Origin of the sequence: Rhizobium sp. Root482, assembly GCF_001426565.1 — a bacterium.
Lineage (GTDB): Bacteria > Pseudomonadota > Alphaproteobacteria > Rhizobiales > Rhizobiaceae > Pararhizobium.
The window spans coordinates 165,367-187,694 of record NZ_LMFA01000001.1 but is presented as its reverse complement, the minus strand read 5'-3'; the positions used below and the strand labels follow the sequence as shown (position 1 = coordinate 187,694).

Here is a 22,328-nt window from a genome sequence, read left to right as displayed (position 1 = left end):
AAATCCGGTCGTTTTCGCGACCGGATTTTTGTACGACAGATGCGGTCAGGGCCAGCGAACCACTGGCGGCATCGATGACAGGATCGAATCGACATTGCCGCCGGTCTTCAGGCCGAAGATCGTCCCCCGGTCGTAGAGCAGGTTGAATTCGACATAGCGGCCGCGACGGACCAGTTGCTCGTCGCGGTCCTCCTCCGTCCAGGGCTTGTTGAAATTCGCGCGCACGATCTTCGGATAGATCAGGCTGAAGGCGCGGCCGACATCCTGTGTGAAGGCGAAATCGGCCTCCCAGCCGCCCTTATCCTCGCTCGAGTGCTGCCAGTCGTAGAAGATGCCGCCGGTGCCGCGCGGTTCGTTGCGGTGCTTGAGGAAGAAATACTCGTCGCACCATTGCTTAAACCGGGAATAGTCCGCGACTGGATGGCGATTGCAGGCGATTTCCAGGCCGCGATGAAACAGCATCGTGTCCGGGTCGCTCGCCACCCGGCGCCGGTCGAGCAGGGGGGTAAGGTCGGCACCGCCGCCGAACCAGTGGCTGGTGGTGACGACCATGCGGGTGTTCATGTGAACGGCGGGCACATTGGGATTGACGGGATGGGCGATCAGCGAGATGCCCGAGGCCCAGAAGGCCGGATCCTCATTCGCGCCGGGAATCTGGCTGCGGAACTCGGGAGAAAACTCGCCGTGGACCGTCGATGTATGGACGCCGACCTTTTCGAAGACGCGGCCTTCCATCATCGACATGCGCCCACCGCCGCCAAGACCCTCGTTCCGGCTCCAGTCCCTGCCGACGAAGCGGCCCGGCTGTCGATCCGACAAAGGGCCGGCAAGCTCGTCCTCTATGGTCTCGAAGGCGGTGCAGATCGCATCCCGCAAACTCTCGAACCAGGCGCGTGCCTTGGCCTTCTTGTCTTCGATATCCGCAGGCAGGCCTTGCGGCAGATCCGGTCTTTCCATGGAGATCATCCTGTTGGCAGGAGCTTGAACGGCGAGAAACCGCCGATTCGCCTTTGCGCCCACGTTTCATATTTTTGTTGCGCCTGGCAACCGCGCGCTTGGTAGCGACGCATTTGCCGCAGGTGCGGGCGTCGCATTTCCGACTCGCAAAAGCTCTCTCCTGCGATTATCTTTCTGTTGCGGCTCCACTGATGAAAGGTGAGCTCATGGCAAGAATTCCGACAGGCCCGCCGCTCGAGGGACTGCGAAAACAGATTGTCCGGCATCGCCGCGAAACGGCCGCCAGCGGCGGCGGCCCTTTCGTGCGCGAAACTTTCCGGCTCGATCGCAGCCGTGCCCGCGCGAAAGCACAGGAATGGTTCGACGCCTGGCCAAAGGCCGCCTACTGGACCGAGGTCGAAAGCTGGCGGCAACTGGAGGGCGACGAGATCGAGTTCACCATGCGCCGCCTGCCGAGCGCCGATTGACCCGCTGCCGGCTCAATCGGCTGCGAGCGCTTTCTTTTTTCCCTTCTCCTTCTTTCCCTTCTCATCAATATCCTCGCCCGGATGTTCCAGAAGATAGGCGCCGGAGCCTTTTTCCGACAATTCGTCATAAGGGTTGCGCAAGGGACAATCACGCATCGAGAGACAACCGCAGCCGATGCAGGAGGTGAGCTGGTCGCGTAGCGCCGTCAGCCTGTCGATGCGATCCGTCAGGTCCGCATTCCAGCTGGCCGACAGACGCTCCCAGTCGCTGGCGAGCAGCGGCCGGTCGTCGGGCAGCGAAGACAGGGTCTTTCGGATTTCGGCCAGCGGAATCCCTGTGCGCTGCGCGATACGGATGACGGCGATGCGGCGCAACACGCTGCGGGGATAGCGGCGCTGGTTGCCCTGGCTGCGCGTGCTTCCGATCAGTCCCTTGGCCTCGTAGAAATGCAGCGTGGAGACGGCGACGCCGCTGCGCGCGGCAACCTCGCCGACGGTCAGATCCCGACGCGGAACGATAACATTGCTTTTTTCCATTGTGTGCTTGACCTCAACTATTATTGAGGTTCTATAACATGCGCTCCATTCGATCAGCAACGGAGCATTTCGAGACATGAACGACAAAATGACCATCGCCGTCGTCTATGGCAGCGTGCGGCAGGGCCGCTTCTGCGACACCGTCGTCAACTGGGTCCTGACCGAACTCTGGGCCGAAAGCGGTATCCGCGTCGTTCTGGTCGATCCGATGCAGCTCAAGGACGGTCTCGACGACGCTGCGATGAATGCGGCGCTCATCGAGGAGCGGATCGGCGAAGCTGACGCGTTCATCATCGTCACCCCGGAATATAATCACGGTTATCCGGCCGCATTGAAGGAACTGATCGACAGCGTCTACGAGCCCTGGCACGCCAAGCCGGTCGCCTTCATCTCCTATGGCGGCGTCTCCGGCGGATTGCGGGCGGTCGAGCAATTGCGTCAGGTCTTCGCTGGGTTGCACGCGGTCCCGATCCGTGACGGCGTGAGTTTTTCCAGCGTCTGGAAGCAATTCGACGCCACTGGCACGCCGATCAATGCAAAGGCGGCAACGGCCAGCCTGACAGTGATGCTGCGCCGGCTGAAATGGTGGGCAAGGGCGCTCCGAGCGGCACGGATGGCCGATGCCTATGGCGGCGTTGCGGCGTGAGAGGAAAGCGTGGTGGTCAGGCCGATAGCTGGCGGATGGCTTCGCCCGTGATCATCGCGACCGACATCGCGACATTCAGCGAGCGCTGGCCCTCGACCATCGGAATGACGACGCGCGCTTCGGCCCTGTCATGGACATGATCTGGAACACCGGCGCTTTCACGACCGAACAGGAGGGTGTCGCCGGGTTGGTAGCGAAACCGGGTATAGGGTACGGCCGCCTTGGTGGAGGCAAGGATAAGCCGGCGTCCTGCATTGATCCGCGCTTCCTCAAAACGTTCCCAGTTGACATGGCGCGTCAGCGTCACGGCGGCGAGATAATCCATGCCGGCGCGTTTCAGGTTTCGATCGGACAGGTCGAAGCCGGCAGGCTCGATGAGATCGACGCAAAGCCCGAGACAGGCCGCAAGACGCAGGATCGTGCCGGTATTGCCGGCGATATCCGGCTGGTAGAGGGCAATGCGCAGGGGAAGAGCTGTCATATCAACAATGCTTATGGCGTTCATCACAGGCCCTAATCAATCTGTGCCGTAATGGCAACAGAAACCAATGGGAGCGGGAAAACTGGAAAAATCTGCCTGCGACAATCTGGCGTGGCCCGACAAAAGCCTCTAAGTCTGCCCACATCTTCAACGCGAACCGACGGAGGCATGCATGGATTTCCTAATGATCATCAACCTCCAGGCTGTGTCACCAGTCCTGATGGACTGACCGGTCTCGCGCCTTTCCTTATATTTGGTACGACCGCGCCAGACCGCCCGCTTTCCGGACGACCTCTCTCGCGTGTGTGATCGAGTTGTTTTCCGGTCCGATTATTGAACCGATGAATGCGGTATCGCCGTTTTTCTTCCTGAAGATTTCCTGAAGGAGCTTTTTCATGTTTGGCTGGTTTGAATCCCGCCTCGATGCCTATCCCGCCGACGCGCCGACGGTGCCGCCGCAGGGACTGTTCGCCTTCTGCTGGCACTATACGAAGCCGGCGGCACCCTGGCTGCTGATCATGGCGTTCTGCACCATGCTGATCGCCATTGGCGAGGTCGCACTCTTCCAGTTTCTCGGCAATGTGGTCGATTGGCTGTCGCTCGCCAATCGCGACACTTTTCTCGAAACGGAGAGCACCAGGCTTTTCTGGATGGGCGCGCTCATCCTGGTCGGGCTGCCCGCCGTGGTGGCGTTCGATTCGCTGATCATGCACCAGGTCTTGCTCGGCAATTATCCGATGATCGCGCGCTGGCAGATGCATCGCTATCTGCTGCGACAGGGCATGACCTTCTTTGCCAATGAGTTCGCTGGGCGCGTGGCCACCAAAGTCATGCAGACCTCGCTGGCGGTGCGTGAAACGGTGATGAAGATCCTCGACGTCTTCGTCTATGTGGTCAGCTATTTCGTCTCGATGCTGGTCGTCGTCGCGGCGGCAGATTGGCGGCTTCTGGCGCCGCTGGTGGTATGGATCACCGTCTATGTCTGCATCGTCGTCCACTTCGTTCCGCGCCTGCGCAAGATTTCCAAGGAGCAGGCCGATGCGCGCTCGATGATGACGGGGCGGATCGTCGACAGCTACACCAATATCGCCACGGTGAAGCTGTTTTCGCATGCCGGCCGCGAGGAGACCTATGCCAAGGAAAGCATGGACGGCTTCCTGCAGACCGTGCACCGGCAGATGCGCAAGGTGACGCTGTTTCATGTGCTGGTCTATACCAACAACTGCATCGCATTGTTTTCGATCGCAGCACTCGGCATTCATCTCTGGCTGACCAGTGCGATCTCCGTCGGCTCGATTGCCATTGCCGTGGCCCTTGCCATGCGCATCAACGGCATGTCGCAATGGGTGATGTGGGAAGTCTCGGCGCTGTTTGAAAATATCGGCACCGTCTATGACGGCATGGGCATGATGACCAAGACGCACGATATCATCGACGCTGAGGATGCGACGGTCCTGAAAGCCCCGCAAGGGGCGATCGCGTTCGAGAACGTCCGCTTCCACTACGGCAAGGACAAGGGCGTGATCGACAACCTCTCGCTCACTGTCGCGCCGGGCGAGAAAATCGGGCTTGTCGGCCGATCAGGCGCCGGCAAGACGACGCTGATGAACGTGCTCCTGCGCTTCTACGATCTGGAATCGGGCACGATCCGCATCGACGGGCAGGATATTTCTACGGTCACCCAGGACAGTTTGCGCGCCCAGATCGGCGTCGTTACGCAGGATACGTCGCTGTTGCACCGTTCGATCCGCGACAACATCGCCTACGGTCATCCGGGGGCGGCGGATGCCGACATCATCGCCGCGGCGAAACGCGCCAATGCTTGGGAGTTCATCCAGTTGCTCGAGGACAACGAGGGCCGAAGGGGGCTGGATGCGCAGGTCGGCGAGCGGGGCGTGAAACTGTCGGGCGGCCAGCGCCAGCGCATCGCCATTGCCCGGGTCTTCCTCAAGGATGCGCCGATCCTGGTGCTTGACGAGGCGACCTCGGCGCTCGATTCGGAAGTCGAGGCGGCGATCCAGGAAAACCTGTTCGCCCTGATGGCCGGCAAGACGGTCATTGCGATTGCCCACCGCCTGTCGACGCTGACGGAAATGGACCGGCTGGTGATCCTGGAAGCAGGCGCGATCGCCGAAACCGGCAGCCATGCCGAACTGGTGGCGAAAAGCGGGCTCTATGCCGATCTCTGGTCGCGCCAGTCGGGCGGGTTCATCGCCGATGACAGCCAAGGCGCATCCGCCAAGGGGGAGGCGGCCGAATAGGCCGCTTCCCGTCTTCCCACCCTTTTTGGGGACGATCATTGTGAGCGATATCGAGTTTGAATTCGACGTCCTGATCAAGGGCGAGCACAAAGGCGCTTTCGACCTTTTCATGGAGGCCAACCCGAATTGGTCCTGCCGGTGCGGCAAGAATGGCGGCTTCCTTGCTGAACCGCCGCAGCTGGCAGGCGAGGGGGTCGATGCCAGCGTCTTTGTCGCGCGCCATGTCGATGCCTATGCGGCGCAGCTGTCGGCCTTGCGCGCCATCGGCCATGGTCACGGCATCAGGATCGCCGTCTATGTCGATCTGGGCAGAACGGCGGAACTGAGCTTTGGCCTGAAACCCTCGACCATGGCGCTGGTTTCGGCCCTTGGCTATGAAGCGGATTTCTGCATCTATCCCGCGTCCGATCACGAAGACGATTGAGCGGCGGCTGGGCGGAACCGTCCGGAATGGATGACGGTTTCGCGTGGCCGGCACTTTATCTGGCAGTCGCCGTTTGTTCCTGGCGCGAATCCTCCTATATCGAACCTATGTTTCTGCGCGCCCTCTTTGCCCCGTTTGAAAACTGGATCCAGTCCTTTGCCGCGCAGGGCGGACTGCAGCCGCCGGAGCGGCTGGCGGCCTATGTCTGGTTCTACATAAGGCAGGCCAAGGCGCCCTTTGTCGCCATGCTCGTGCTCGGCGGCATGACGGCGGCCATCGAGGCGACGCTGTTCTGGTTCGTCGGTCGGGTCGTGGACATCCTCGCAACGGTCAAGCCGGGCGATGGCTGGAAAGGACTGCTCGACGCGCACGGGGCCGAACTGTTCGGCATGGTCGTGCTGATCGGCGTCGTCCGCTTCGTGGTTTCGCTCGCGATGTCGCTGATCGACCAGCAGGTGATTACGCCCGGCTTTTACAATCTGGTGCGCTGGCAATCCTATCTCCATGTCGCTCGGCAATCGCTGTCCTTTTTCCAGAACGATTTTTCCGGGCGCATCGTCACCAAGGTCTGGTCGGGCGGGCAGGCGGTTGGCGATGTCGTGACCTCGTTGATGGAAAGCGTCTGGTTCGTCGGCATCTATTCGGTCTCGACCCTCGTGCTGGTCGGGCAGCTCGATGCCTCGCTTGCGATCGTGGTCCTTTTCTGGCTGATCGGCTTTGCCTTTCTCGCCCGCTATTTCGTGCCGCGGATTCGCCAGCATTCGCGCGAGACGGCTGAAGCCTCCTCGATGCTCAGCGGCCGCATGGTCGATGCCTATAGCAATATGCAGACCCTGAAGCTCTTTGCGCGCGACGAGGAAAACGACCGCTATATGCGCCAGGGCTTCGATATCTTCCAGGACAGCATCATGCGCTTTACCCGGTTCATCACCGGGGTGCGAGCCTCCATGGCCTTCCTTTCCGGGATCATGATCGTCACCATGGCGGGGCTGAGCGTTCATCTCTGGCTGTCGGGCCTGATCAGTTCGGGCGCCGTCGCCTTCACGCTGGCGCTGGTTCTGCGGCTGAATTTCCTTTTGAGCCGGATGATGGTGCAGTTCAACGGCATCATGCGCAATATCGGCACGATCCAGAACGCCGCCGAAATGATCTCCCAGCCGATCCAACTGGTCGATCGGCCGGAGGCGACAGCCCTTGTCGTGAGGAACCCGGTCATCCGCTTCGAGAACATCCGCTTCCATTATGGCCGGGGCAGCGGCATCATCGACGACCTGTCGCTGGACATTCGCGCCGGGGAGAAGATCGGCATCGTCGGCAGGTCCGGTGCCGGAAAGACCACATTGGTCAACCTCCTCCTGCGATTCTACGACCTGGAAGCCGGCCGTATCCTCATCGACGGCCAGGATATCGCCGCTGTGCGGCAGGAAACGCTGCGCATGCAGATCGGCGTCGTCAGCCAGGACACCTCCCTCCTGCATCGCTCGATCCGCGACAATATCCTGTTCGGGCGGCCGGACGCCGACGAGAACAATTTGAGAGCGGCGGCGAGCAAGGCCGAGGCGCTCGACTTCATCGAGCGGCTCGAGGACCAGCGCGGCCGAACCGGCTTCGATGCCCATGTCGGGGAGCGCGGCGTCAAGCTTTCCGGTGGCCAGCGCCAGCGTATCGCAATTGCCCGGGTGATGCTGAAGGATGCGCCGATCCTCGTGCTCGACGAGGCCACCTCGGCACTCGATTCGGAAGTCGAGGCGGCGATCCAGTCCAATCTGGACCGGCTGATGCGCGGCAAGACGGTGCTGGCGATTGCCCACCGCCTGTCGACTATTGCCGCCCTCGACCGGCTGATCGTCATGGATCAGGGGCGGATCGTCGAAGACGGCACCCATGAACAACTGATCGCCGCAGGCGGGCTCTATGCCGATCTCTGGACGCGCCAGTCCGGCGGTTTCCTGGCGGGCGACGCGGCCGCCGAATAGCCGCTCGCTGATAGCACCCTAGCGCCCGCAAACCGGTCCTCTAGCGCCATTCGAGCGGGAAAAGCGGTTTGGGAACATCAGCTTCGGTTTTCCCGCGACATTCTGGCTCACCCGTCCCCCTCAAGACTGGACAACCCCGGCGATCAAGCATAGAACGCGCCGGATTGCCGGGGAATCTGCCGCTTGCCGAAGGGGAGGGGTTCGCCCGGTTTTATGGATGGCGGAAAGGCGAAAGTTTTCTCCTTTTTCGTCCATCGGCTTATTGATTTGGCGCTGTTCTTTCGCTCAAGTGTCGGCACGGGGCGCGAAATACACGCCGGGGACAGTGCGGTTTCCGCAAACATGCGTGAGAGGATGGTTTAGCCGTGAGCGAACACGAGACATCAAGCGAAACCCTGGGCGAGCCCACTCGCCGCGATTTCCTGTATTTGACGACCGGCATGGCCGGCGCCGTCGGTGCCATCGCGGTGGCCTGGCCGTTCATCGACCAGATGCGGCCCGATGCCTCGACGCTGGCGCTGGCCTCGATCGAGGTCGATGTCTCGAGCCTTGAGCCCGGCATGTCGCTGACGGCGAAGTGGCGCGGCAAGCCGGTGTTCATCCGCAACCGCACCGACAAGGAAGTCGAAGAGGCCAATGCCGTCGAGCTTGCCGATCTGAAGGATCCCGTGGCGCGAAATGCCAATCTTCCGGCCGATGCACAGGCAACCGATCTTGACCGCTCCGCCGGCAAGGAAAAGGAAAACTGGATCGTCATGATCGGCTCGTGCACCCATCTGGGCTGCGTGCCGCTCGGCCAGGCCGGCGATTTCGGCGGCTGGTTCTGTCCTTGCCACGGTTCGCACTACGATACGGCCGGCCGTATCCGCAAAGGTCCGGCGCCCCAGAATCTGGCGGTTCCGACCTTCGCGTTCACGTCTGACACAGTTATCAAGATCGGTTGAGGGGAATACTGATTATGAGTGGTGATCATTCAACCTACACGCCTACGACCGGTATCGAAAAATGGGTGGATTCGCGCCTGCCGCTGCCGCGGCTCGTCCATGACAGCTTCGTTTCCTATCCGGTCCCGCGCAACCTCAACTATGCCTATACGTTCGGTGCCATGCTTTCGGTCATGTTGATCGTCCAGATCCTGACCGGCGTCGTGCTCGCGATGCACTACACTGCCGAGACGTCGGTTGCCTTCAACTCCGTCGAAAAGATTATGCGCGACGTCAATCACGGTTGGCTGCTGCGCTACATGCATGCCAACGGCGCCTCCTTCTTCTTCATCGCCGTCTATCTGCATATCGCCCGTGGTCTCTATTACGGCTCCTACAAGGCGCCGCGTGAAATTCTCTGGATCCTCGGCGTCGTCATCTATCTCCTGATGATGGCTGCCGGCTTCATGGGCTATGTCCTGCCCTGGGGCCAGATGTCCTTCTGGGGCGCGACCGTCATCACCGGTTTCTTCTCGGCCTTCCCGCTGGTCGGTGAATGGATCCAGCAGTTCCTGCTTGGCGGCTTTGCCGTCGATCAGCCGACGCTCAACCGCTTCTTCTCGCTGCATTACCTGCTGCCTTTCATGATCGCCGGCGTCGTCGTCCTGCATATCTGGGCGCTGCATGTCACCGGTCAGACCAACCCGACCGGCATCGAAGTGAAGACGAAGACGGATACCGTCGCGTTTACGCCCTATGCGACCCTCAAGGACGCGCTCGGCATCTCGGTCTTCCTACTGGTCTTCGCCTGGTTCGTGTTCTACATGCCGAACTTCCTCGGCCATCCCGACAACTATATCCCGGCCGACGCGCTGAAGACGCCCGCCCATATCGTTCCTGAATGGTACTACCTGCCGTTCTACGCGATGCTGCGCGCCATCACCTTCAATGTCGGCCCGATCGACAGCAAGCTCGGCGGCGTGCTCGTGATGTTCGGTGCGATCATCGTCCTGTTCTTCGTGCCCTGGCTCGATACGTCCAAGGTTCGCTCCGCCGTCTACCGCCCCTGGTACAAGCTGTTCTTCTGGCTCTTCGTCATCAACTCCATCCTGCTCGGCTGGCTCGGGTCGCGCCCTGCCGAAGGTCTCTATGTGGTGATGTCGCAGCTCGGCACGCTCTATTATTTCGGCTTCTTCCTTGTCATCATGCCGCTTCTCGGCCTGATCGAGACGCCCAAGCGCATCCCCAATTCCATCACCGAGGCGGTGCTGGAAAAACGGGCCGCGAAGAAGCCGGTTGCCGTGTGATGCCGACAGCGAAGATTAAGGAACCCACACAGATGAAAAAGCTCGTTGCAGGCATTCTTTCGCTCGCAGTCGTCGTCGGCCTCGGCGCCGGTCAGGTGTTCGCCCAGGAGGGTGAACACAAGGCCGAGGCAGGGGCGACGGAAGACCACGGCGGCACGCCGCACTTCCCGATCCACAAGCCCGAACAGCAGGAATGGAGCTTCGCCGGCCCCTTCGGCCATTACGACAAGGGCCAGCTTCAACGCGGTCTGAAAGTCTATACCGAAGTCTGTTCCGCCTGCCATTCGATGAGCCTGGTCACCTTCCGCACGCTGGGAGACCTTGGTTATTCGGAAGCCCAGGTAAAGGCATTCGCAGCGAATTACGAAGTCGAGGATGGCCCGAACGCCGATGGCGAGATGTTTACCCGCAAGGCATTGCCTTCGGATCATTTCCCGTCGCCCTTCCCGAACAGGGAAGCAGCCGCGGCCTCCAACAATGGCGCGGCTCCGCCTGATTTCTCGCTGATCGCCAAGGCACGCGGCATCGAGCGCGGTTTCCCGACCTTCATCTTCGATATGTTCACGCAGTACCAGGAAGGCGGCCCGGACTATATCCATGCGCTGCTGACCGGCTACCAGGAGCCGCCGGCCGGCGTCGAAGTGGCGGAGGGCACGCATTACAATCCCTATTTCGCCAACGCCTCGGCACTTGCCATGGCACCGCCGATCTCCGATGACCAGGTAACCTATGACGACGGCGCGCCGCAGACGGTCGAGCAGTATTCGCACGACGTCGCAGCTTTCCTGATGTGGGCCGCAGAGCCGCATCTGGAAGCCCGCAAGCGGACAGGGTTCATGGTGATGATCTTTCTGCTGATCTTTACCGGCCTGATCTACCTGACGAAAAAGTCGGTCTATTCCAACAAGGAACATTGAGGCCTTTTGCCTCCGGCGCCATCGCGTCGATCGAAGATAACAGACCCCTGGCTCGAAAGGCCGGGGGTTTTTCTATTCGCGCCCCTCCGCGGCTCAGCACGCTTGTGAGCCGTCGCGACGATCTTCGTCAAGATGCTGTTTGCGGCGCCCTTTGTGCGGTGATACCGGGCGCCGGAGAAATATCGCATTTCAGGAAAATCTGCTATAATCGTGACATCCTGTGCCGCGCAGGCAGTTCTGCCGGCAACGGGAGCGCATGCGGAACCGCGCCGGATTTTCGGACGCAAGCGGACGCGAAGGAGAACGCGATGCATTACAGCGTGCAGTTTTTCACCTGGACTCCGAAGCAGGGCGTCCATCAGGTCGGCGCGATGGTCGAGGTCGATGCGATCAACCCGAAGCTCGCGGCGACGTCTCTCCTTGGGTTGCGGCTGATGGAGGAGGGGACCGCCAAGAAGCTTGCCGTGCGCGTCTGGAGCGCGCCCGACGACAGCAAGGCCGATTGCCAATGCTTCTACTATCACTGACCCAGCCAGTCTCGGCGGGCGACGAAGAGAAGCCGGCAGTGCGGATCGCGGGTTTTGCCCGGCGGTGCGTTTCGTACGGGTGAAAAAGCTGAAAGGACTGCCGATATCGGTTCATAACGCGGCGACGTCTCGTTTCAGAATAGACCTCATATAGAGGCTAGACATTCGCCGTAATGGATTGGGAACAATTGGTGATTTGTTTGGAGGCCTCGCCCGGAATTGAACCGGGGTACAAGGATTTGCAGTCCTCTGCGTCACCACTCCGCCACGAGGCCTCACACGCCCGATAACCGAACGATGGCCGGGGTTTAGAATGATCTTCGCCAAACCGCAAGAGGCTTCGTTTCAGATCGGACGTTTTTGTTCTGGATAAACGGATTGCTTACAGGACGAAAAAACCGATGACGGCGGCGATGGGCACCGGCACGCCGATCATCCAGATCAACAGTTCGCGGATCATGAACTGGCGGTATTCGGACTGGCGTATCTCGGCGCCGCTTTCGAAGGGAGAAGGGGTCATGTTCATCTCCAAACTAGAAATAGAACATCCAGATCAGGATGACGACGACCAAGGGCACACCCATGAACCAAAGAAGACCAGCGCGCAGCATGTGACTTTCCTCCGTTGAGCGCGGCAGCGGCCGCGCGTGACTTTCCGGTAGACTGCAGCGGTAACGTGCAATGTCGGCATTGGTTCCCGTCCTTGGACGTGTTCGGTTTCATGCCGACGGCGAGCAGAGGCGGGCGCTGCTGCGGGAACCAAGTTTTTACCCGTGCGTTCTGGCGCCATGGACCAGATTATTGCCGATATATTCCCCGTCACCCAAATTCCCTATTCAGTGATCATTGCCCGGTTTTGCGGGGCGATCTTCTTTGGAGGGCTCATCGGCTTCGAACGCGAGGCGCGCGACAAGGCTGCGGGCCTGCGGACCCACATCCTAATCAGCCTTGCCTCGGCCGTCTTTGCGATCATTTCGATCGAGAGCGTTCATATGCCGGGTCTTTCGGACGGGCAGGTGCGGATCGATCCCTTGCGCGTGGTCGAGGCGGTGACCGCCGGTGTTGCTTTCCTGGCGGCGGGCACGATCGTGCTGTCGCGCGGCGAGGTGCGCGGGCTGACGACGGGTGCCGGAATGTGGCTTGCCGGCGCCATCGGCCTTGCGCTCGGTTTCGGCCATTGGCTGATCGCCATCTTCGCGCTGACCGCCGGCCTGACCGTGCTCTATGCCGTCGGTCGCCTGCAGGCCGCCGTCAAATCCAGATCCGATCCTGATGCTGGAAAACCCGCCGACCGAGAGCGTGACGGTCACGCCGGCGAGCGTGAAGCGGAGCAATGAAAGAAGTGGGGCGATTACCCGTTCTGTCGATGCCGGTTCTTCTGTCAGCTCTCTTTCGTTGAACTGACAACGCGGCTGGGCCCAAGGCCCGTCAAATCTGTGCTATATCCTGTCCTCGTCGAACTGCTCCGCATGCGGCAGCGGTTGCAGCCAGCTTTCGCGCCGCTTCACCCAGAGTTCATAGGTCGGTTCGATATCGGTAGGCGCCCCATCGAGACTGCCGAGCTTGATCTCCGCCTCGCCGTCGCTCAGTCCGAAAAGGGGCGATCCGCAGGCCGGGCAGAAGCTTTGGCCCGCATGGGTCGCGACGTTTCCTGAACTGCTGAATGCCGCGCGCGGCCAGACGCCGTAGCTGGTAAAGGACGAACCGCTTTCCCTCTTGCAATTGCGGCAATGGCAAAGGCCCGCACGCAGCGGCTCGCCCTCGACCTGATAATTCACCGCGCCACAAAGGCAACGGCCTGTTCGTATCGTCATGAGTTCCTCCGTCTCGCCGCTCAATCCTGCCTCCGGCAAATTGTCACAGGGGCAATCCCAGGTGAACCGCCTGATACAGGAAAACAAGGGCGAAAATGACTGCGGATTCACGGCGAGATGGACACGGGAAAAGGCCCTATCTCCCGAGGAGAATGTTCCTTGCGATGAAGAACAGACCTGTAAACACGCCGGCATGAAGGTTTCTAGCCTTGGGCGCGAAATCCGTATTGCCGTCGATGGTTTCTGTAGTTAGCTGATTTTATTGATTTTTTGGTGAGAGCGCAGGGATTCGAACCCTGGACCTACTGATTAAAAGTCAGTTGCTCTACCGACTGAGCTACGCTCTCCCAGGACCGGGCTTGATGCCGGTGGAAGTGGGCGGACATATGCACAGCGGGGTTGTCTGGGTCAACCCAAAAAAGGGCTGAAAACGCAAATTCGGCGATTTGCGGCAAGATCGCCAAAAGGTGATTGGTCCGGCCGCCGCATCGGCGCTAAGAGAGCGCGGGCATGTTGCCGGCTTGGAGTTGCTGACTGGTGTCGATCGCTGATATTTCCCTGTGGACCGCCGTTCTGGCCGGCGCCCTTTCCTTCCTTTCCCCTTGCGTGCTGCCGCTGGTGCCGCCCTATCTCTGCTACATGGCCGGCATTTCCGTCGATCAGTTTCGCGGCGGCGAGGCGGTGGTGGGGACAGCTGGTACACGGCGCGCAGTATTCGGCGCCGCCTTCGTGTTCACGCTCGGTTTTGCCACCGTCTTCATCGCGCTCGGCGCCGGCGCCTCGGGAATCGGGCTGGTGCTTCGCCAGCACATCGATATTCTTTCGCGCCTCGGCGGTATTGTCATCATCATCATGGGCCTGCATTTCTTAGGCGTTTTCCGCATCGGGCTCCTGGGGCGCGAAGCGCGCTTCCAGGGCGGCGGCAAGCCGGCGACACTGTCCGGCGCCTATATCATGGGGCTTGCCTTCGCCTTCGGCTGGACGCCCTGCATCGGCCCGGTTCTCGGCACGATCCTTGGCGTGGCCGCCGCCCGCGAAACGGTGTCCGACGGGGCTGTGCTGCTTGCAGTCTATTCACTGGGGCTTGCCATTCCGTTCTGGATCGCCGCCGGCTTTTCCGGTGCCTTCATGTCGTGCCTGTCGCGTTTCCGCCGGCATCTCGGCCTGATGGAAAAGCTGATGGGCGTGTTCCTGATCCTGGCCGGGCTCGCCTTCGTGTTCGGTTTCATCAGTTCCATGGCGATCTGGTTCCAGGAAACCTTTCCAGTGCTGATGCAAATCGGCTAAGCCGGATCTTCAAACAGGGGATCCGCAAGACATGGCCGAAATATCCGGTTTGGTGCTGCCGTTTTTCGGCCTGATCCTCCTTGGCTATCTGACGGCCCGGTTCGCGCGCAATCCGGCCGGCGAGGGCGCCGGCGATGCGATGGGCTGGCTCAATATCTTCATCATCTATCTGGCCTTGCCGGCGCTTTTCTTCAAGCTCGTGTCGAAAACGCCGATCGAGCAGCTGACCCGGTTCGACTTCGTGCTTGCCTCCATCGTCGCCACCTACACGGTGTTCACCCTGGTATTCGCCGCAGGCTATCTGATCCGACGCAATTCGCTGGCGGAATCCACCGTGCAGGGACTGGCCGGCGCCTATGGCAATATCGGCTATATGGGGCCGGGTCTTGCCCTTCTGGCCCTCGGAGAACCGGCCGCCGTGCCGGTGGCGCTGATCTTCTGCTTCGAAAACGTCCTGCATTTCATGGTGGCGCCGGCGATGATGGCGCTTGCCGGAGATGAGAGGAGTTCGCCCGGTCGGCTTGTCCTGTCGATCGCCCGGAAAATCCTTCTTCACCCCTTCATCCTATCGACGCTTGCCGGTGTGCTGGCGGCGGCCCTTTCGGTTCAGCCGCCGCTCGCCGTCCAGCGGTTGATCGATTATCTGGCGCAAGCGGCCGCTCCTTGCGCGCTGTTTGCCATGGGCGTGACGCTGGCCCTGCGGCCATTGAGGCGCATCCCCTCGGAGATCGGTTATATCGTTCCCGCCAAGCTGATCCTGCATCCGGTGCTGATGTATCTGGTGATGAGCCTTGCCGGAAATTTCGAGCCGGTCTGGGTGCAGACGGCGGTGCTGCTTGCGTCGCTTCCGACCGCCACGAACGTCTTCGTCATCGGTCAGCAATACGGCGTCTGGCAGGAGCGGGCATCGGCGACGATCCTGATCACCACGGTTCTCTCCGTGGCAACGGTGACGGCACTGCTCTATCTCATCGCCTCAGGCGCCTTGCCGGCCGATCTTTTTCCGTAGGGCGTTGCGTAGCCCGGTCAGCGCGCTGCCGGGATGGAGGCCCTCATGCATCATCAGGTTGCGCAGAGGCGAGATGCTGGCAAGCGCCTGCAGCCCGGCTGCCCGCAACATCTGCACGGGCAGGAAATCGGAGAGAAGCGAGCGGTTGAGCAGATCGACGCCGAGCGTGCGGGTGAATACATCGGCGCGACGCTTGGCATCGTAGCGGCTGCCGATATCGGCGGCGATGGCGGATGTTCCAAGCAGCGATAGCGCCGCGCCTATATCGCGCAGGCTGAGATTAAGCCCCTGCGCGCCGATCGGCGGGAAAGCGTGTGCGGCCTCGCCGACGAGGATGACGCGGCCCTTGCCGAAGGATTTGGCGGTCATGCCGGAGAGCGGAAAGGACTGGGGTGTCGTATCCACGGTAACCTTGCCGAGCATGGACTGCATGCGCCGCTCCACCGCAAGCGAAAGCTCGTCCTTGGACAGGGCAAGCATTGCCTTGGCGTCCTCAGGGCTCTGCACCCAGACGAGGCTCGAGCGCAGGCCACCGGGCATGGGAACCTGGGTAAAGGGGCCATGGGCCGTGTGAAATTCCGTCGAGATGTTCTGGTGCGGCAGTTGGTGGCTGAAATTGAGGACGATTGCGGCTTGCGGATAGGACCAGTTTCGCAGGCCGATATCAGCCGCCTCGCGGGCGCCCGATTTCCGGCCGTCGGCACCGACCACGAGGTCGGCCGTCACGGACTGGCCGTCGTCCAGAAAAAGCCGGGCTTTGTCTTCCTCGAGATCCAGCTGCGACAGGCTCGCGACGATGCGGGTCAGCGTTGGCCTTTTGCTTGCCTCCCGATCCAGAAGATCGAGGAAGGGCGCATTCGGGATATTATGGCCGAAGGCCTGAAGCCCGACTTCTGCGGCGTGGAACGTCACCGTCGGCGCGCGCAGCAGGCGGTCCGTTCCGTCGATGATGCGCATGCTCGCAAGCGGCGCGGCAAGGGGGGCGACCGCCTCCCAGAGGCCGAGCCGGCGCAGGAGATCGAGCGACTGATCCATGAGCGCGGTCGTGCGTCCATCCGGCCGGCCTGGCGCCGGCGCGATCAGCGCGACACTGCGGCCGGTGTCGGCAAAGGCGAGGGCTGCCAGCGAGCCGGCAAGTCCGGCGCCGACAACGGCGATTTCGAAGTGCTGCATGGCATCCGCTCCGTTACGGGTGGCTTTGATCCTCTTATCTAGTCCTTGGGCGTGACGAAGGAAATGGGGTGAAACGGCGCAGCCTGCGAAAGGCGTCCACAGATGAATGCGCTTCATTTCAAGCGCTTAAGGATTTTTGCTGGCGGCAAACCGGAAACGGTGCATATTACCGGCACGCCGCCATGGGCGGGGAGCATGCGCCGGTTCAAGGCCGGTTCGGCATGCTTCGGGGGAAGCGCAGAGTAAGGACAGGTGCGTCTGCCGATGAAGTTTTTCAATTACAAGCGCGTGCCCTACGCCGAAATACGCGCCTTCTCCGTCCATATCCTTACAGCGTCGGGGTCGTTTCTGGCCTTTCTCGGCGTCGTCGCCGCGGCCGAGCACCGATTCGTCGATATGTTCTGGTGGCTTGGCCTGGCGCTGGCGGTCGATGGCATAGACGGTCCGATCGCCCGCAAGCTGCGCGTCAAGGAAGTGCTGCCCAACTGGTCGGGCGATACGCTCGACAATGTGATCGACTATGTGACCTATGTGCTCTTGCCGGCCTTCGCGCTCTACCAGAGCGGCATGATCGGCGAGCCCTGGTCCTTCGTCGCCGCCGGCGCCATCGTCATGTCGAGCGCCATCTATTATGCCGATATGGGCATGAAGACGGACGAATATTTCTTCTCCGGCTTTCCGGTGGTGTGGAACATGGTGGTGTTCACCCTGTTCGTCATCGAGGCCAGCGAACTGACCGCCTCGATTGTCGTCTTCGTCTCGGTGTTCCTCACCTTCATGCCGATCAGCTTCCTGCATCCGGTTCGGGTTCGACGGCTGAGGCCGCTCAATATTGCCGTCTTCACCATCTGGTCGGTGCTCAGCGGCTATGCGTTGCTGCTGCATTTCGAAACGCCCGATTGGGTCGTCGCCGGGGTCGTCGGCACCGGCCTCTATCTTTATGTCATCGGTTTTGTCCTGCAGATATTTCCCCGGCTTGGACGGGGTTGAGGAGGTTTCATGGCACAGGCCATCATGATACGCGCGCTCGGCGGTCCGGACGTTCTGAAACTCGAAGGCGTGACGCTTTCGGCGCCAGGACCCGGCGAGGTTCAGATTCGCCAGAGCGCCATCGGCGTGAATTTCATCGACGTCTATTTCCGCACCGGTCTCTATAAGTCCGCCGAAGGCTTGCCCTTCATTCCCGGCAAGGAAGGGGCAGGCATCATCACGGCGGTCGGCGACGACGTGACCGGTTTCTCGGTCGGCGACCGGGTCGCCTATGCCTCTTCGGACGGCGCCTATGCGAGCGAGCGGAATATCGGAATTTCGCACCTGGTGAAGGTGCCGGACGGCATTACGCTGGAGACGGCGGCGGCGATGATGCTGAAGGGCATGACGGCGCAATACCTGCTCAACCAGACTTTCAAGGTCGGCCCCGAAACCACCTTGTTGTTTCATGCGGCTGCTGGCGGCGTTGGTCTCATTGCCGGGCAATGGGCAAAGGCGCTCGGCGCCACCGTCATCGGCACGGCCGGTTCGCAGGAGAAGATCGATCTGGCGCTCGCCCATGGCTATGACCATGTGATCAACTATCGCACCGACGATTTCGTCGCCCAGGTGAAGGAGATCACGAAGGGTCGCGGCGTGGACGTCGTCTATGATTCGGTCGGCAAGGACACCTATCCGGCCTCGCTCGACTGCATCAAGCCGCGCGGGCTCTGGGTCAGCTTCGGCAATTCGTCCGGGCCGGTCGAAGGGGTAAATATCGGCATTCTGGCGCAGAAGGGGTCGCTCTATGCGACGCGACCGACCCTGTTCAGCTACGTCTCCACCCGTCCGGCGCTGGAAGCATGTGCAAACTCGCTGTTCGATGTTGTGCAAGCAAACAAAGTGCGTATCAATATAAACCAGACCTATGCGCTTGCCGATGCGGGCCAGGCGCATACGGATCTCGAAGCAAGAAAAACAAGTGGAACAACGCTGCTGATCCCCTGAAGAATGGCCCAGAAGGGCGGGGCGCAGCAAGACTGGGGAAAGAGGACAGCGTGTCGGCTGAGGGAGAAACCGCCAATGGTCCGTTGCTGGCCGTTGGCCGACTGACGAAATTGTTCGGCACGTTCGCCGCCTGCAAGTCCATCGATCTGGATATCCGGCCGGGCGAAATTCATGCTCTGCTCGGCGAAAACGGCGCCGGCAAGTCGACCCTCGTCAAGATGCTGTTCGGGGTGCTTGCGCCCACCAGCGGCGAAATCCTGTGGCAGGGCCGGCCGGTCCGGATTGCGAGCCCCAGTGCTGCCCGCAGACTCGGGATCGGCATGGTCTTCCAGCATTTTTCGCTGTTCGAGGCGCTGACGGTCGCGGAGAATATCGCCCTGTCGATGGAACCCGGACATTCGCTTGCGAAGATCGCCGCGCAGGCCTCGGCCCTGTCCTATGCCTATGGCCTGCCGCTCGACCCGAATGCGCATGTGGCCGATCTGTCCGTCGGCGAACGCCAGCGCATCGAAATCGTCCGTGCCCTCTTGCAGAACCCGAAACTGATCATTCTCGATGAGCCGACCTCGGTGCTGACGCCGCAGGAGGCCGACCGGCTGTTCGAGACGCTGGCAAAGCTGAAGGCCGAGGGCCGCTCGGTCCTCTATATCAGCCATCGGCTGGAAGAGGTGCAGCGCATCTGCGACCGCGCGACCGTGCTTCGCCATGGCGTCGTCACCGGAACTTGCGATCCGCGCCAGGAGACGCCCGCCTCGCTGGCCCGCATGATGGTCGGCAGCGACGTGGCGCATGTGAGCGCGGAAGGAACCAATGCCAAGGGCGCGATAAAGCTGGAAACACGCCATTTGTCGGCACCTGCGCGGACACCCTTTGCGGTTTCGCTGAAAGACATCTCCTTGAAGGTCCATGCCGGCGAAGTGCTGGCGATCGCCGGTGTCGCCGGCAATGGCCAGGGCGAACTCTTCGATGCGCTGTCCGGCGAGTGTCAGGCACCTGGCGACGATGTCATCCGCATTGCCGACAAGCCCGTCGGCACGCGCGGCATCAATGCCCGCCGGCTGATGGGGGCCGGCTTCGTGCCGGAGGAGCGCCATGGTCACGCGGCCGTGTCAGCCCTGTCCCTCTCCGACAATCTCGTGCTGGCCCGCAGCCAGTCCGACCGTCGCGCCTTTCTCGGCGGCGGCTTTCTCGGCATCATCCGGCAGGACGCGGTGAAGATGGCGGCAAAGCGCATCGCGGCGGCGATGGATGTGCGCAAGAGTGGCGACAATCCGCCGGCCGGCTCGCTTTCGGGCGGCAATCTGCAAAAGTTCATCGTCGGGCGTGAATTGGATCGCCAGCCGACGGTGCTGGTCGTCAATCAGCCGACCTGGGGCGTCGATGCGGGCGCTGCCAGCCGTATCCGCCAGGCGCTGGTCGATCTGGCGAAGTCCGGATCCGCCGTCCTCGTCATCAGCCAGGACCTCGATGAGATTTTCGAGGTGGCGACAGAGATTGCCGTCATCAGCGAAGGCAGGCTTTCGGATATCTATCCGGCCGGCGAATTGTCGCGCGAGAAGATCGGCCTGTTGATGGGTGGCATGCCTGGCAAAAGCGAAACGGCGGAGACGGCGCATGCGCATTGAACTGGAAAAACGGCCTGACGTTTCCAGGCTCTTTTCGATCCTGTCGCCTTTCATCGCGCTTCTGTTGACGCTCGTCTGCGGCGCCGTCATGTTCATGATGCTCGGCAAGAACCCGGTGGCGGCGCTCTACGGCTTCTTCGTCGAGCCGCTGATGGAAGTCTGGTCGCTGCACGAACTGGCGGTCAAGGCGGCGCCGCTGATCCTGATCGCGGTCGGGCTTTCGGTCTGCTACCGCTCGAACAACTGGAATATCGGCGCCGAGGGCCAGTTCATCATGGGTGCGATTGCCGGTTCGATTTTGCCGGTGATGTTCCATGAGTGGAATTCGCCCTTTGTGCTGCCGCTGATGATGCTTTTTGGCATGCTCGGCGGGGCGCTGTTCGCCGGCATCCCGGCCTTTCTGAAGGCGCATCTGAACACCAACGAAATCCTCACCAGCCTGATGCTCGTCTATGTCGCGCAGCTTTTTCTCGACTGGCTGGTGCGCGGGCCGTGGCGCAATCCGGGCGGCTTGAACTTTCCCGAGACCCGGACCTTCGAGGCGTCCGCCATCTTGCCGGAAATGATCGCATCCGGTCGCACCCATTGGGGTTTCGGCTTTGCGATCCTCGCCGCGATCCTGATCTGGTTCATGATGCGCTACACGCTGAAGGGCTTCGAGATCACCGTGCTCGGTCAATCGGAGCGGGCAGGGCGGTTTGCCGGCTTTTCGTCGCGCAAGATGATCTGGTTCTCCATGCTACTTTCCGGCGCGCTGGCGGGCCTTGCCGGCATTTCCGAAGTGAGCGGCGCGATGCAGCAATTGCGCCCGGTGATCTCGCCCGGCTACGGCTTTACCGCGATCATCGTCGCCTTTCTCGGACGGCTGAACCCGCTCGGCATCGTCGTCGCCGGCCTCGTTCTGGCGCTGACCTATCTCGGCGGCGAGGCGGTGCAGGTCTCGCTCGAGATCTCGGACAAGGTGACCCGCGTCTTCCAGGGGCTCCTGCTGTTCTTCGTGCTCTCGTGCGACACGCTCATTCATTACAGGATCAGGCTTGTCGCATCGAAGTTGGCAGGCAGCGCCACAGCTGCCGCCACAACGGATGGAGCGCGCTGATGGGTATCTTCGAGGCCATCCTCCTCACCGTCATCACCGCGGCGACGCCGGTCGTCATCGCCGCGCTCGGCGAACTCGTTACCGAGCGCTCCGGCGTTCTTAATCTCGGCGTCGAGGGCATGATGGTGATGGGTGCTGCCTGCGCCTTCGTGGCGACGCAGGTCACCGGTTCGCCCTATATCGGCATTCTTGCCGGCATTGCCTCGGGCGCCCTGTTCTCGCTGCTGTTCGGCTTCCTGACATTGTCGCTGGTCGCCAACCAGGTGGCGACCGGTCTTGCCATGACGATCCTTGGCCTCGGCGTATCCGGCATGATCGGCGAAGCCTATGTCGGCCAGCCGGGCATCAAGCTGCCGCAGATCGTTTTTCCGCTGCTTGCCGATATTCCCGTCCTCGGCCGGCTTCTGTTCCAGCAGGACCTGATCTTCTACCTGTCGATCGCGCTTGTCGTCGGCGTCCAGTGGTTCCTGTTCAGGAGCCGGGCCGGGTTGAAGCTGCGTTCGGTCGGCGACAGCCATTCATCGGCCCATGCGCTCGGCATCAATGTGATCCGCACGCGTTATCTCGCCGTCATGTTCGGCGGCGCCTGTGCCGGGCTTGCCGGCGCGCAACTCTCGCTCGTCTACACGCCGCAATGGGTCGAGAACATGACGGCCGGGCGCGGCTGGATCGCGCTGGCGCTGGTGGTTTTCGCCTCATGGCGCCCGTGGCGCCTCGTTGCCGGCGGCTATCTCTTCGGCGCCGTTTCGATCAGCCAGTTGCATGCCCAGGCCTTCGGCATCGGAATTCCCTCGCAATTCCTTTCCGCTCTTCCCTATCTGGCGACAATCGCTGTACTTATCCTGATCTCGCATAATCGTCGCACGACGCTGATCAACACGCCGGCAGCCCTGGGCAAGCCCTTCGTGCCCGACCGGTGAA

General features: G+C 61.4%; 23 protein-coding genes and 2 tRNA genes. 17 read left to right on the top strand and 8 right to left on the bottom strand.

Going from position 1 to position 22,328, the window contains the following annotated elements:
- Positions 1–45: 45 nt before the first annotated feature.
- Complete coding sequence (gene hemF / locus ASD31_RS00740) at positions 46–957, bottom strand: oxygen-dependent coproporphyrinogen oxidase (RefSeq protein WP_056328161.1); 912 nt, start codon at positions 955–957, stop codon at positions 46–48.
- A gap of 206 nt (positions 958–1,163) precedes the next feature.
- Here hemF and ASD31_RS00735 point away from each other — a divergent pair, with 206 nt between their 5' ends.
- Entirely contained in the window at positions 1,164–1,424 is a 261-nt protein-coding gene (locus ASD31_RS00735; RefSeq protein ID WP_056328158.1) for a hypothetical protein, read from the top strand.
- Positions 1,425–1,436: 12 nt separating this feature from the next.
- Here the strand turns inward: ASD31_RS00735 and soxR are convergent, their stop codons facing one another.
- Positions 1,437–1,961 carry a redox-sensitive transcriptional activator SoxR gene (gene soxR, locus ASD31_RS00730; RefSeq protein WP_056328156.1) on the bottom strand — a complete coding sequence of 175 codons (525 nt, stop codon included), beginning with the start codon at positions 1,959–1,961 and terminating at the stop codon, positions 1,437–1,439.
- A 76-nt stretch (positions 1,962–2,037) separates the two neighbouring features.
- Between soxR and ASD31_RS00725 the strand changes: the two genes are divergently transcribed.
- Entirely contained in the window at positions 2,038–2,607 is a 570-nt protein-coding gene (locus tag ASD31_RS00725; RefSeq protein WP_056328154.1) for an NADPH-dependent FMN reductase, read from the top strand.
- Positions 2,608–2,623: 16 nt separating this feature from the next.
- Here the strand turns inward: ASD31_RS00725 and ASD31_RS00720 are convergent, their stop codons facing one another.
- Positions 2,624–3,088 (bottom strand): tRNA (cytidine(34)-2'-O)-methyltransferase, encoded by a 465-nt coding sequence (locus ASD31_RS00720; protein ID WP_056328152.1) that lies wholly within the window; start codon positions 3,086–3,088, stop codon positions 2,624–2,626.
- 395 nt (positions 3,089–3,483) lie between these two features.
- On the opposite strand from ASD31_RS00720, the gene ASD31_RS00715 reads away from it, so the two are divergent.
- From ASD31_RS00715 to ASD31_RS00685, 7 genes are all read left to right on the top strand, one after another.
- Positions 3,484–5,349, top strand: a complete 1,866-nt coding sequence (locus tag ASD31_RS00715; RefSeq protein ID WP_056328150.1) for an ABC transporter ATP-binding protein — start codon at positions 3,484–3,486, stop codon at positions 5,347–5,349.
- Positions 5,350–5,389: 40 nt separating this feature from the next.
- On the top strand, positions 5,390–5,773 hold the full coding sequence (locus tag ASD31_RS00710; protein ID WP_156392452.1) for a hypothetical protein: 384 nt from the start codon (positions 5,390–5,392) through the stop codon (positions 5,771–5,773).
- A gap of 107 nt (positions 5,774–5,880) precedes the next feature.
- Positions 5,881–7,749: an ABC transporter ATP-binding protein gene (locus ASD31_RS00705; protein ID WP_056329223.1), complete on the top strand. Its 1,869-nt coding sequence runs from the start codon at positions 5,881–5,883 to the stop codon at positions 7,747–7,749.
- A gap of 365 nt (positions 7,750–8,114) precedes the next feature.
- Complete coding sequence (gene petA, locus ASD31_RS00700; RefSeq protein ID WP_056328147.1) at positions 8,115–8,693, top strand: ubiquinol-cytochrome c reductase iron-sulfur subunit; 579 nt, start codon at positions 8,115–8,117, stop codon at positions 8,691–8,693.
- Between the two features lie 14 nt (positions 8,694–8,707).
- Entirely contained in the window at positions 8,708–9,979 is a 1,272-nt protein-coding gene (locus tag ASD31_RS00695) for a cytochrome b (protein ID WP_056328145.1), read from the top strand.
- Positions 9,980–10,011: 32 nt separating this feature from the next.
- A complete protein-coding gene (locus ASD31_RS00690) occupies positions 10,012–10,896 on the top strand; it encodes a cytochrome c1 (protein WP_056329220.1) in 885 nt (294 codons plus the stop codon).
- A gap of 308 nt (positions 10,897–11,204) precedes the next feature.
- Positions 11,205–11,423: a hypothetical protein gene (locus ASD31_RS00685; RefSeq protein ID WP_056328143.1), complete on the top strand. Its 219-nt coding sequence runs from the start codon at positions 11,205–11,207 to the stop codon at positions 11,421–11,423.
- A 201-nt stretch (positions 11,424–11,624) separates the two neighbouring features.
- Here the strand turns inward: ASD31_RS00685 and ASD31_RS00680 are convergent.
- Together ASD31_RS00680 and ASD31_RS25700 are read right to left on the bottom strand one after the other, a co-directional pair.
- Positions 11,625–11,698 (bottom strand) — tRNA-Cys (locus tag ASD31_RS00680).
- Between the two features lie 107 nt (positions 11,699–11,805).
- Positions 11,806–11,943, bottom strand: coding sequence for a hypothetical protein (locus ASD31_RS25700; RefSeq protein WP_156392451.1), 138 nt, complete (start codon positions 11,941–11,943; stop codon positions 11,806–11,808).
- 268 nt (positions 11,944–12,211) lie between these two features.
- Here ASD31_RS25700 and ASD31_RS00675 point away from each other — a divergent pair, with 268 nt between their 5' ends.
- A complete protein-coding gene (locus ASD31_RS00675; RefSeq protein ID WP_056328141.1) occupies positions 12,212–12,760 on the top strand; it encodes an MgtC/SapB family protein in 549 nt (182 codons plus the stop codon).
- A gap of 102 nt (positions 12,761–12,862) precedes the next feature.
- Here ASD31_RS00675 and ASD31_RS00670 read toward each other — a convergent pair whose 3' ends face one another.
- Positions 12,863–13,237, bottom strand: a complete 375-nt coding sequence (locus ASD31_RS00670; protein ID WP_056329218.1) for a GFA family protein — start codon at positions 13,235–13,237, stop codon at positions 12,863–12,865.
- 271 nt (positions 13,238–13,508) lie between these two features.
- Positions 13,509–13,584, bottom strand: a tRNA-Lys gene (locus ASD31_RS00665).
- 190 nt (positions 13,585–13,774) lie between these two features.
- Between ASD31_RS00665 and ASD31_RS00660 the strand changes: the two genes are divergently transcribed.
- A complete protein-coding gene (locus ASD31_RS00660; protein WP_056328139.1) occupies positions 13,775–14,524 on the top strand; it encodes a cytochrome c biogenesis CcdA family protein in 750 nt (249 codons plus the stop codon).
- Between the two features lie 31 nt (positions 14,525–14,555).
- Entirely contained in the window at positions 14,556–15,533 is a 978-nt protein-coding gene (locus tag ASD31_RS00655) for an AEC family transporter (RefSeq protein WP_056328137.1), read from the top strand.
- On the opposite strand, the gene ASD31_RS00650 is transcribed toward ASD31_RS00655, so the two are convergent.
- Positions 15,501–16,706, bottom strand: a complete 1,206-nt coding sequence (locus tag ASD31_RS00650; protein ID WP_056328135.1) for a UbiH/UbiF family hydroxylase — start codon at positions 16,704–16,706, stop codon at positions 15,501–15,503. The genes ASD31_RS00655 and ASD31_RS00650 overlap by 33 nt on opposite strands.
- A gap of 264 nt (positions 16,707–16,970) precedes the next feature.
- On the opposite strand from ASD31_RS00650, the gene pcsA reads away from it, so the two are divergent.
- The 5 genes from pcsA to ASD31_RS00625 are packed head-to-tail and all read left to right on the top strand — an operon-like array spanning position 16,971 to position 22,327.
- Complete coding sequence (gene pcsA / locus ASD31_RS00645) at positions 16,971–17,696, top strand: phosphatidylcholine synthase (RefSeq protein WP_056328133.1); 726 nt, start codon at positions 16,971–16,973, stop codon at positions 17,694–17,696.
- A gap of 9 nt (positions 17,697–17,705) precedes the next feature.
- Positions 17,706–18,683, top strand: coding sequence for a quinone oxidoreductase family protein (locus tag ASD31_RS00640; protein WP_056328131.1), 978 nt, complete (start codon positions 17,706–17,708; stop codon positions 18,681–18,683).
- A gap of 50 nt (positions 18,684–18,733) precedes the next feature.
- Positions 18,734–20,308 (top strand): ABC transporter ATP-binding protein, encoded by a 1,575-nt coding sequence (locus ASD31_RS00635; protein WP_056328129.1) that lies wholly within the window; start codon positions 18,734–18,736, stop codon positions 20,306–20,308.
- A complete protein-coding gene (locus tag ASD31_RS00630; protein WP_056328127.1) occupies positions 20,298–21,407 on the top strand; it encodes an ABC transporter permease in 1,110 nt (369 codons plus the stop codon). The genes ASD31_RS00635 and ASD31_RS00630 overlap by 11 nt, the downstream gene beginning before the upstream one ends.
- Positions 21,407–22,327 carry an ABC transporter permease gene (locus ASD31_RS00625; RefSeq protein ID WP_056328126.1) on the top strand — a complete coding sequence of 307 codons (921 nt, stop codon included), beginning with the start codon at positions 21,407–21,409 and terminating at the stop codon, positions 22,325–22,327. The genes ASD31_RS00630 and ASD31_RS00625 overlap by 1 nt, the downstream gene beginning before the upstream one ends.
- Position 22,328: the final 1 nt, after the last annotated feature.

Excerpts from the sequence above, each read along its gene's own strand:
- hemF (WP_056328161.1), bottom strand. The coding sequence starts at position 957 with ATGGAAAGACCGGATCTGCCGCAAGGCCTGCCTGCGGATATCGAAGAC.
- ASD31_RS00735 (WP_056328158.1), top strand. The coding sequence starts at position 1,164 with ATGGCAAGAATTCCGACAGGCCCGCCGCTCGAGGGACTGCGAAAACAG.
- soxR (WP_056328156.1), bottom strand. The coding sequence starts at position 1,961 with ATGGAAAAAAGCAATGTTATCGTTCCGCGTCGGGATCTGACCGTCGGC.
- ASD31_RS00725 (WP_056328154.1), top strand. The coding sequence starts at position 2,038 with ATGAACGACAAAATGACCATCGCCGTCGTCTATGGCAGCGTGCGGCAG.
- ASD31_RS00720 (WP_056328152.1), bottom strand. The coding sequence starts at position 3,088 with ATGACAGCTCTTCCCCTGCGCATTGCCCTCTACCAGCCGGATATCGCC.
- ASD31_RS00715 (WP_056328150.1), top strand. The coding sequence starts at position 3,484 with ATGTTTGGCTGGTTTGAATCCCGCCTCGATGCCTATCCCGCCGACGCG.
- ASD31_RS00705 (WP_056329223.1), top strand. The coding sequence starts at position 5,881 with ATGTTTCTGCGCGCCCTCTTTGCCCCGTTTGAAAACTGGATCCAGTCC.
- ASD31_RS00695 (WP_056328145.1), top strand. The coding sequence starts at position 8,708 with ATGAGTGGTGATCATTCAACCTACACGCCTACGACCGGTATCGAAAAA.
- ASD31_RS00690 (WP_056329220.1), top strand. The coding sequence starts at position 10,012 with ATGAAAAAGCTCGTTGCAGGCATTCTTTCGCTCGCAGTCGTCGTCGGC.
- ASD31_RS00685 (WP_056328143.1), top strand. The coding sequence starts at position 11,205 with ATGCATTACAGCGTGCAGTTTTTCACCTGGACTCCGAAGCAGGGCGTC.
- ASD31_RS25700 (WP_156392451.1), bottom strand. The coding sequence starts at position 11,943 with ATGACCCCTTCTCCCTTCGAAAGCGGCGCCGAGATACGCCAGTCCGAA.
- ASD31_RS00675 (WP_056328141.1), top strand. The coding sequence starts at position 12,212 with ATGGACCAGATTATTGCCGATATATTCCCCGTCACCCAAATTCCCTAT.
- ASD31_RS00670 (WP_056329218.1), bottom strand. The coding sequence starts at position 13,237 with ATGACGATACGAACAGGCCGTTGCCTTTGTGGCGCGGTGAATTATCAG.
- ASD31_RS00655 (WP_056328137.1), top strand. The coding sequence starts at position 14,556 with ATGGCCGAAATATCCGGTTTGGTGCTGCCGTTTTTCGGCCTGATCCTC.
- ASD31_RS00650 (WP_056328135.1), bottom strand. The coding sequence starts at position 16,706 with ATGCAGCACTTCGAAATCGCCGTTGTCGGCGCCGGACTTGCCGGCTCG.
- pcsA (WP_056328133.1), top strand. The coding sequence starts at position 16,971 with ATGAAGTTTTTCAATTACAAGCGCGTGCCCTACGCCGAAATACGCGCC.
- ASD31_RS00640 (WP_056328131.1), top strand. The coding sequence starts at position 17,706 with ATGGCACAGGCCATCATGATACGCGCGCTCGGCGGTCCGGACGTTCTG.
- ASD31_RS00630 (WP_056328127.1), top strand. The coding sequence starts at position 20,298 with ATGCGCATTGAACTGGAAAAACGGCCTGACGTTTCCAGGCTCTTTTCG.
- ASD31_RS00625 (WP_056328126.1), top strand. The coding sequence starts at position 21,407 with ATGGGTATCTTCGAGGCCATCCTCCTCACCGTCATCACCGCGGCGACG.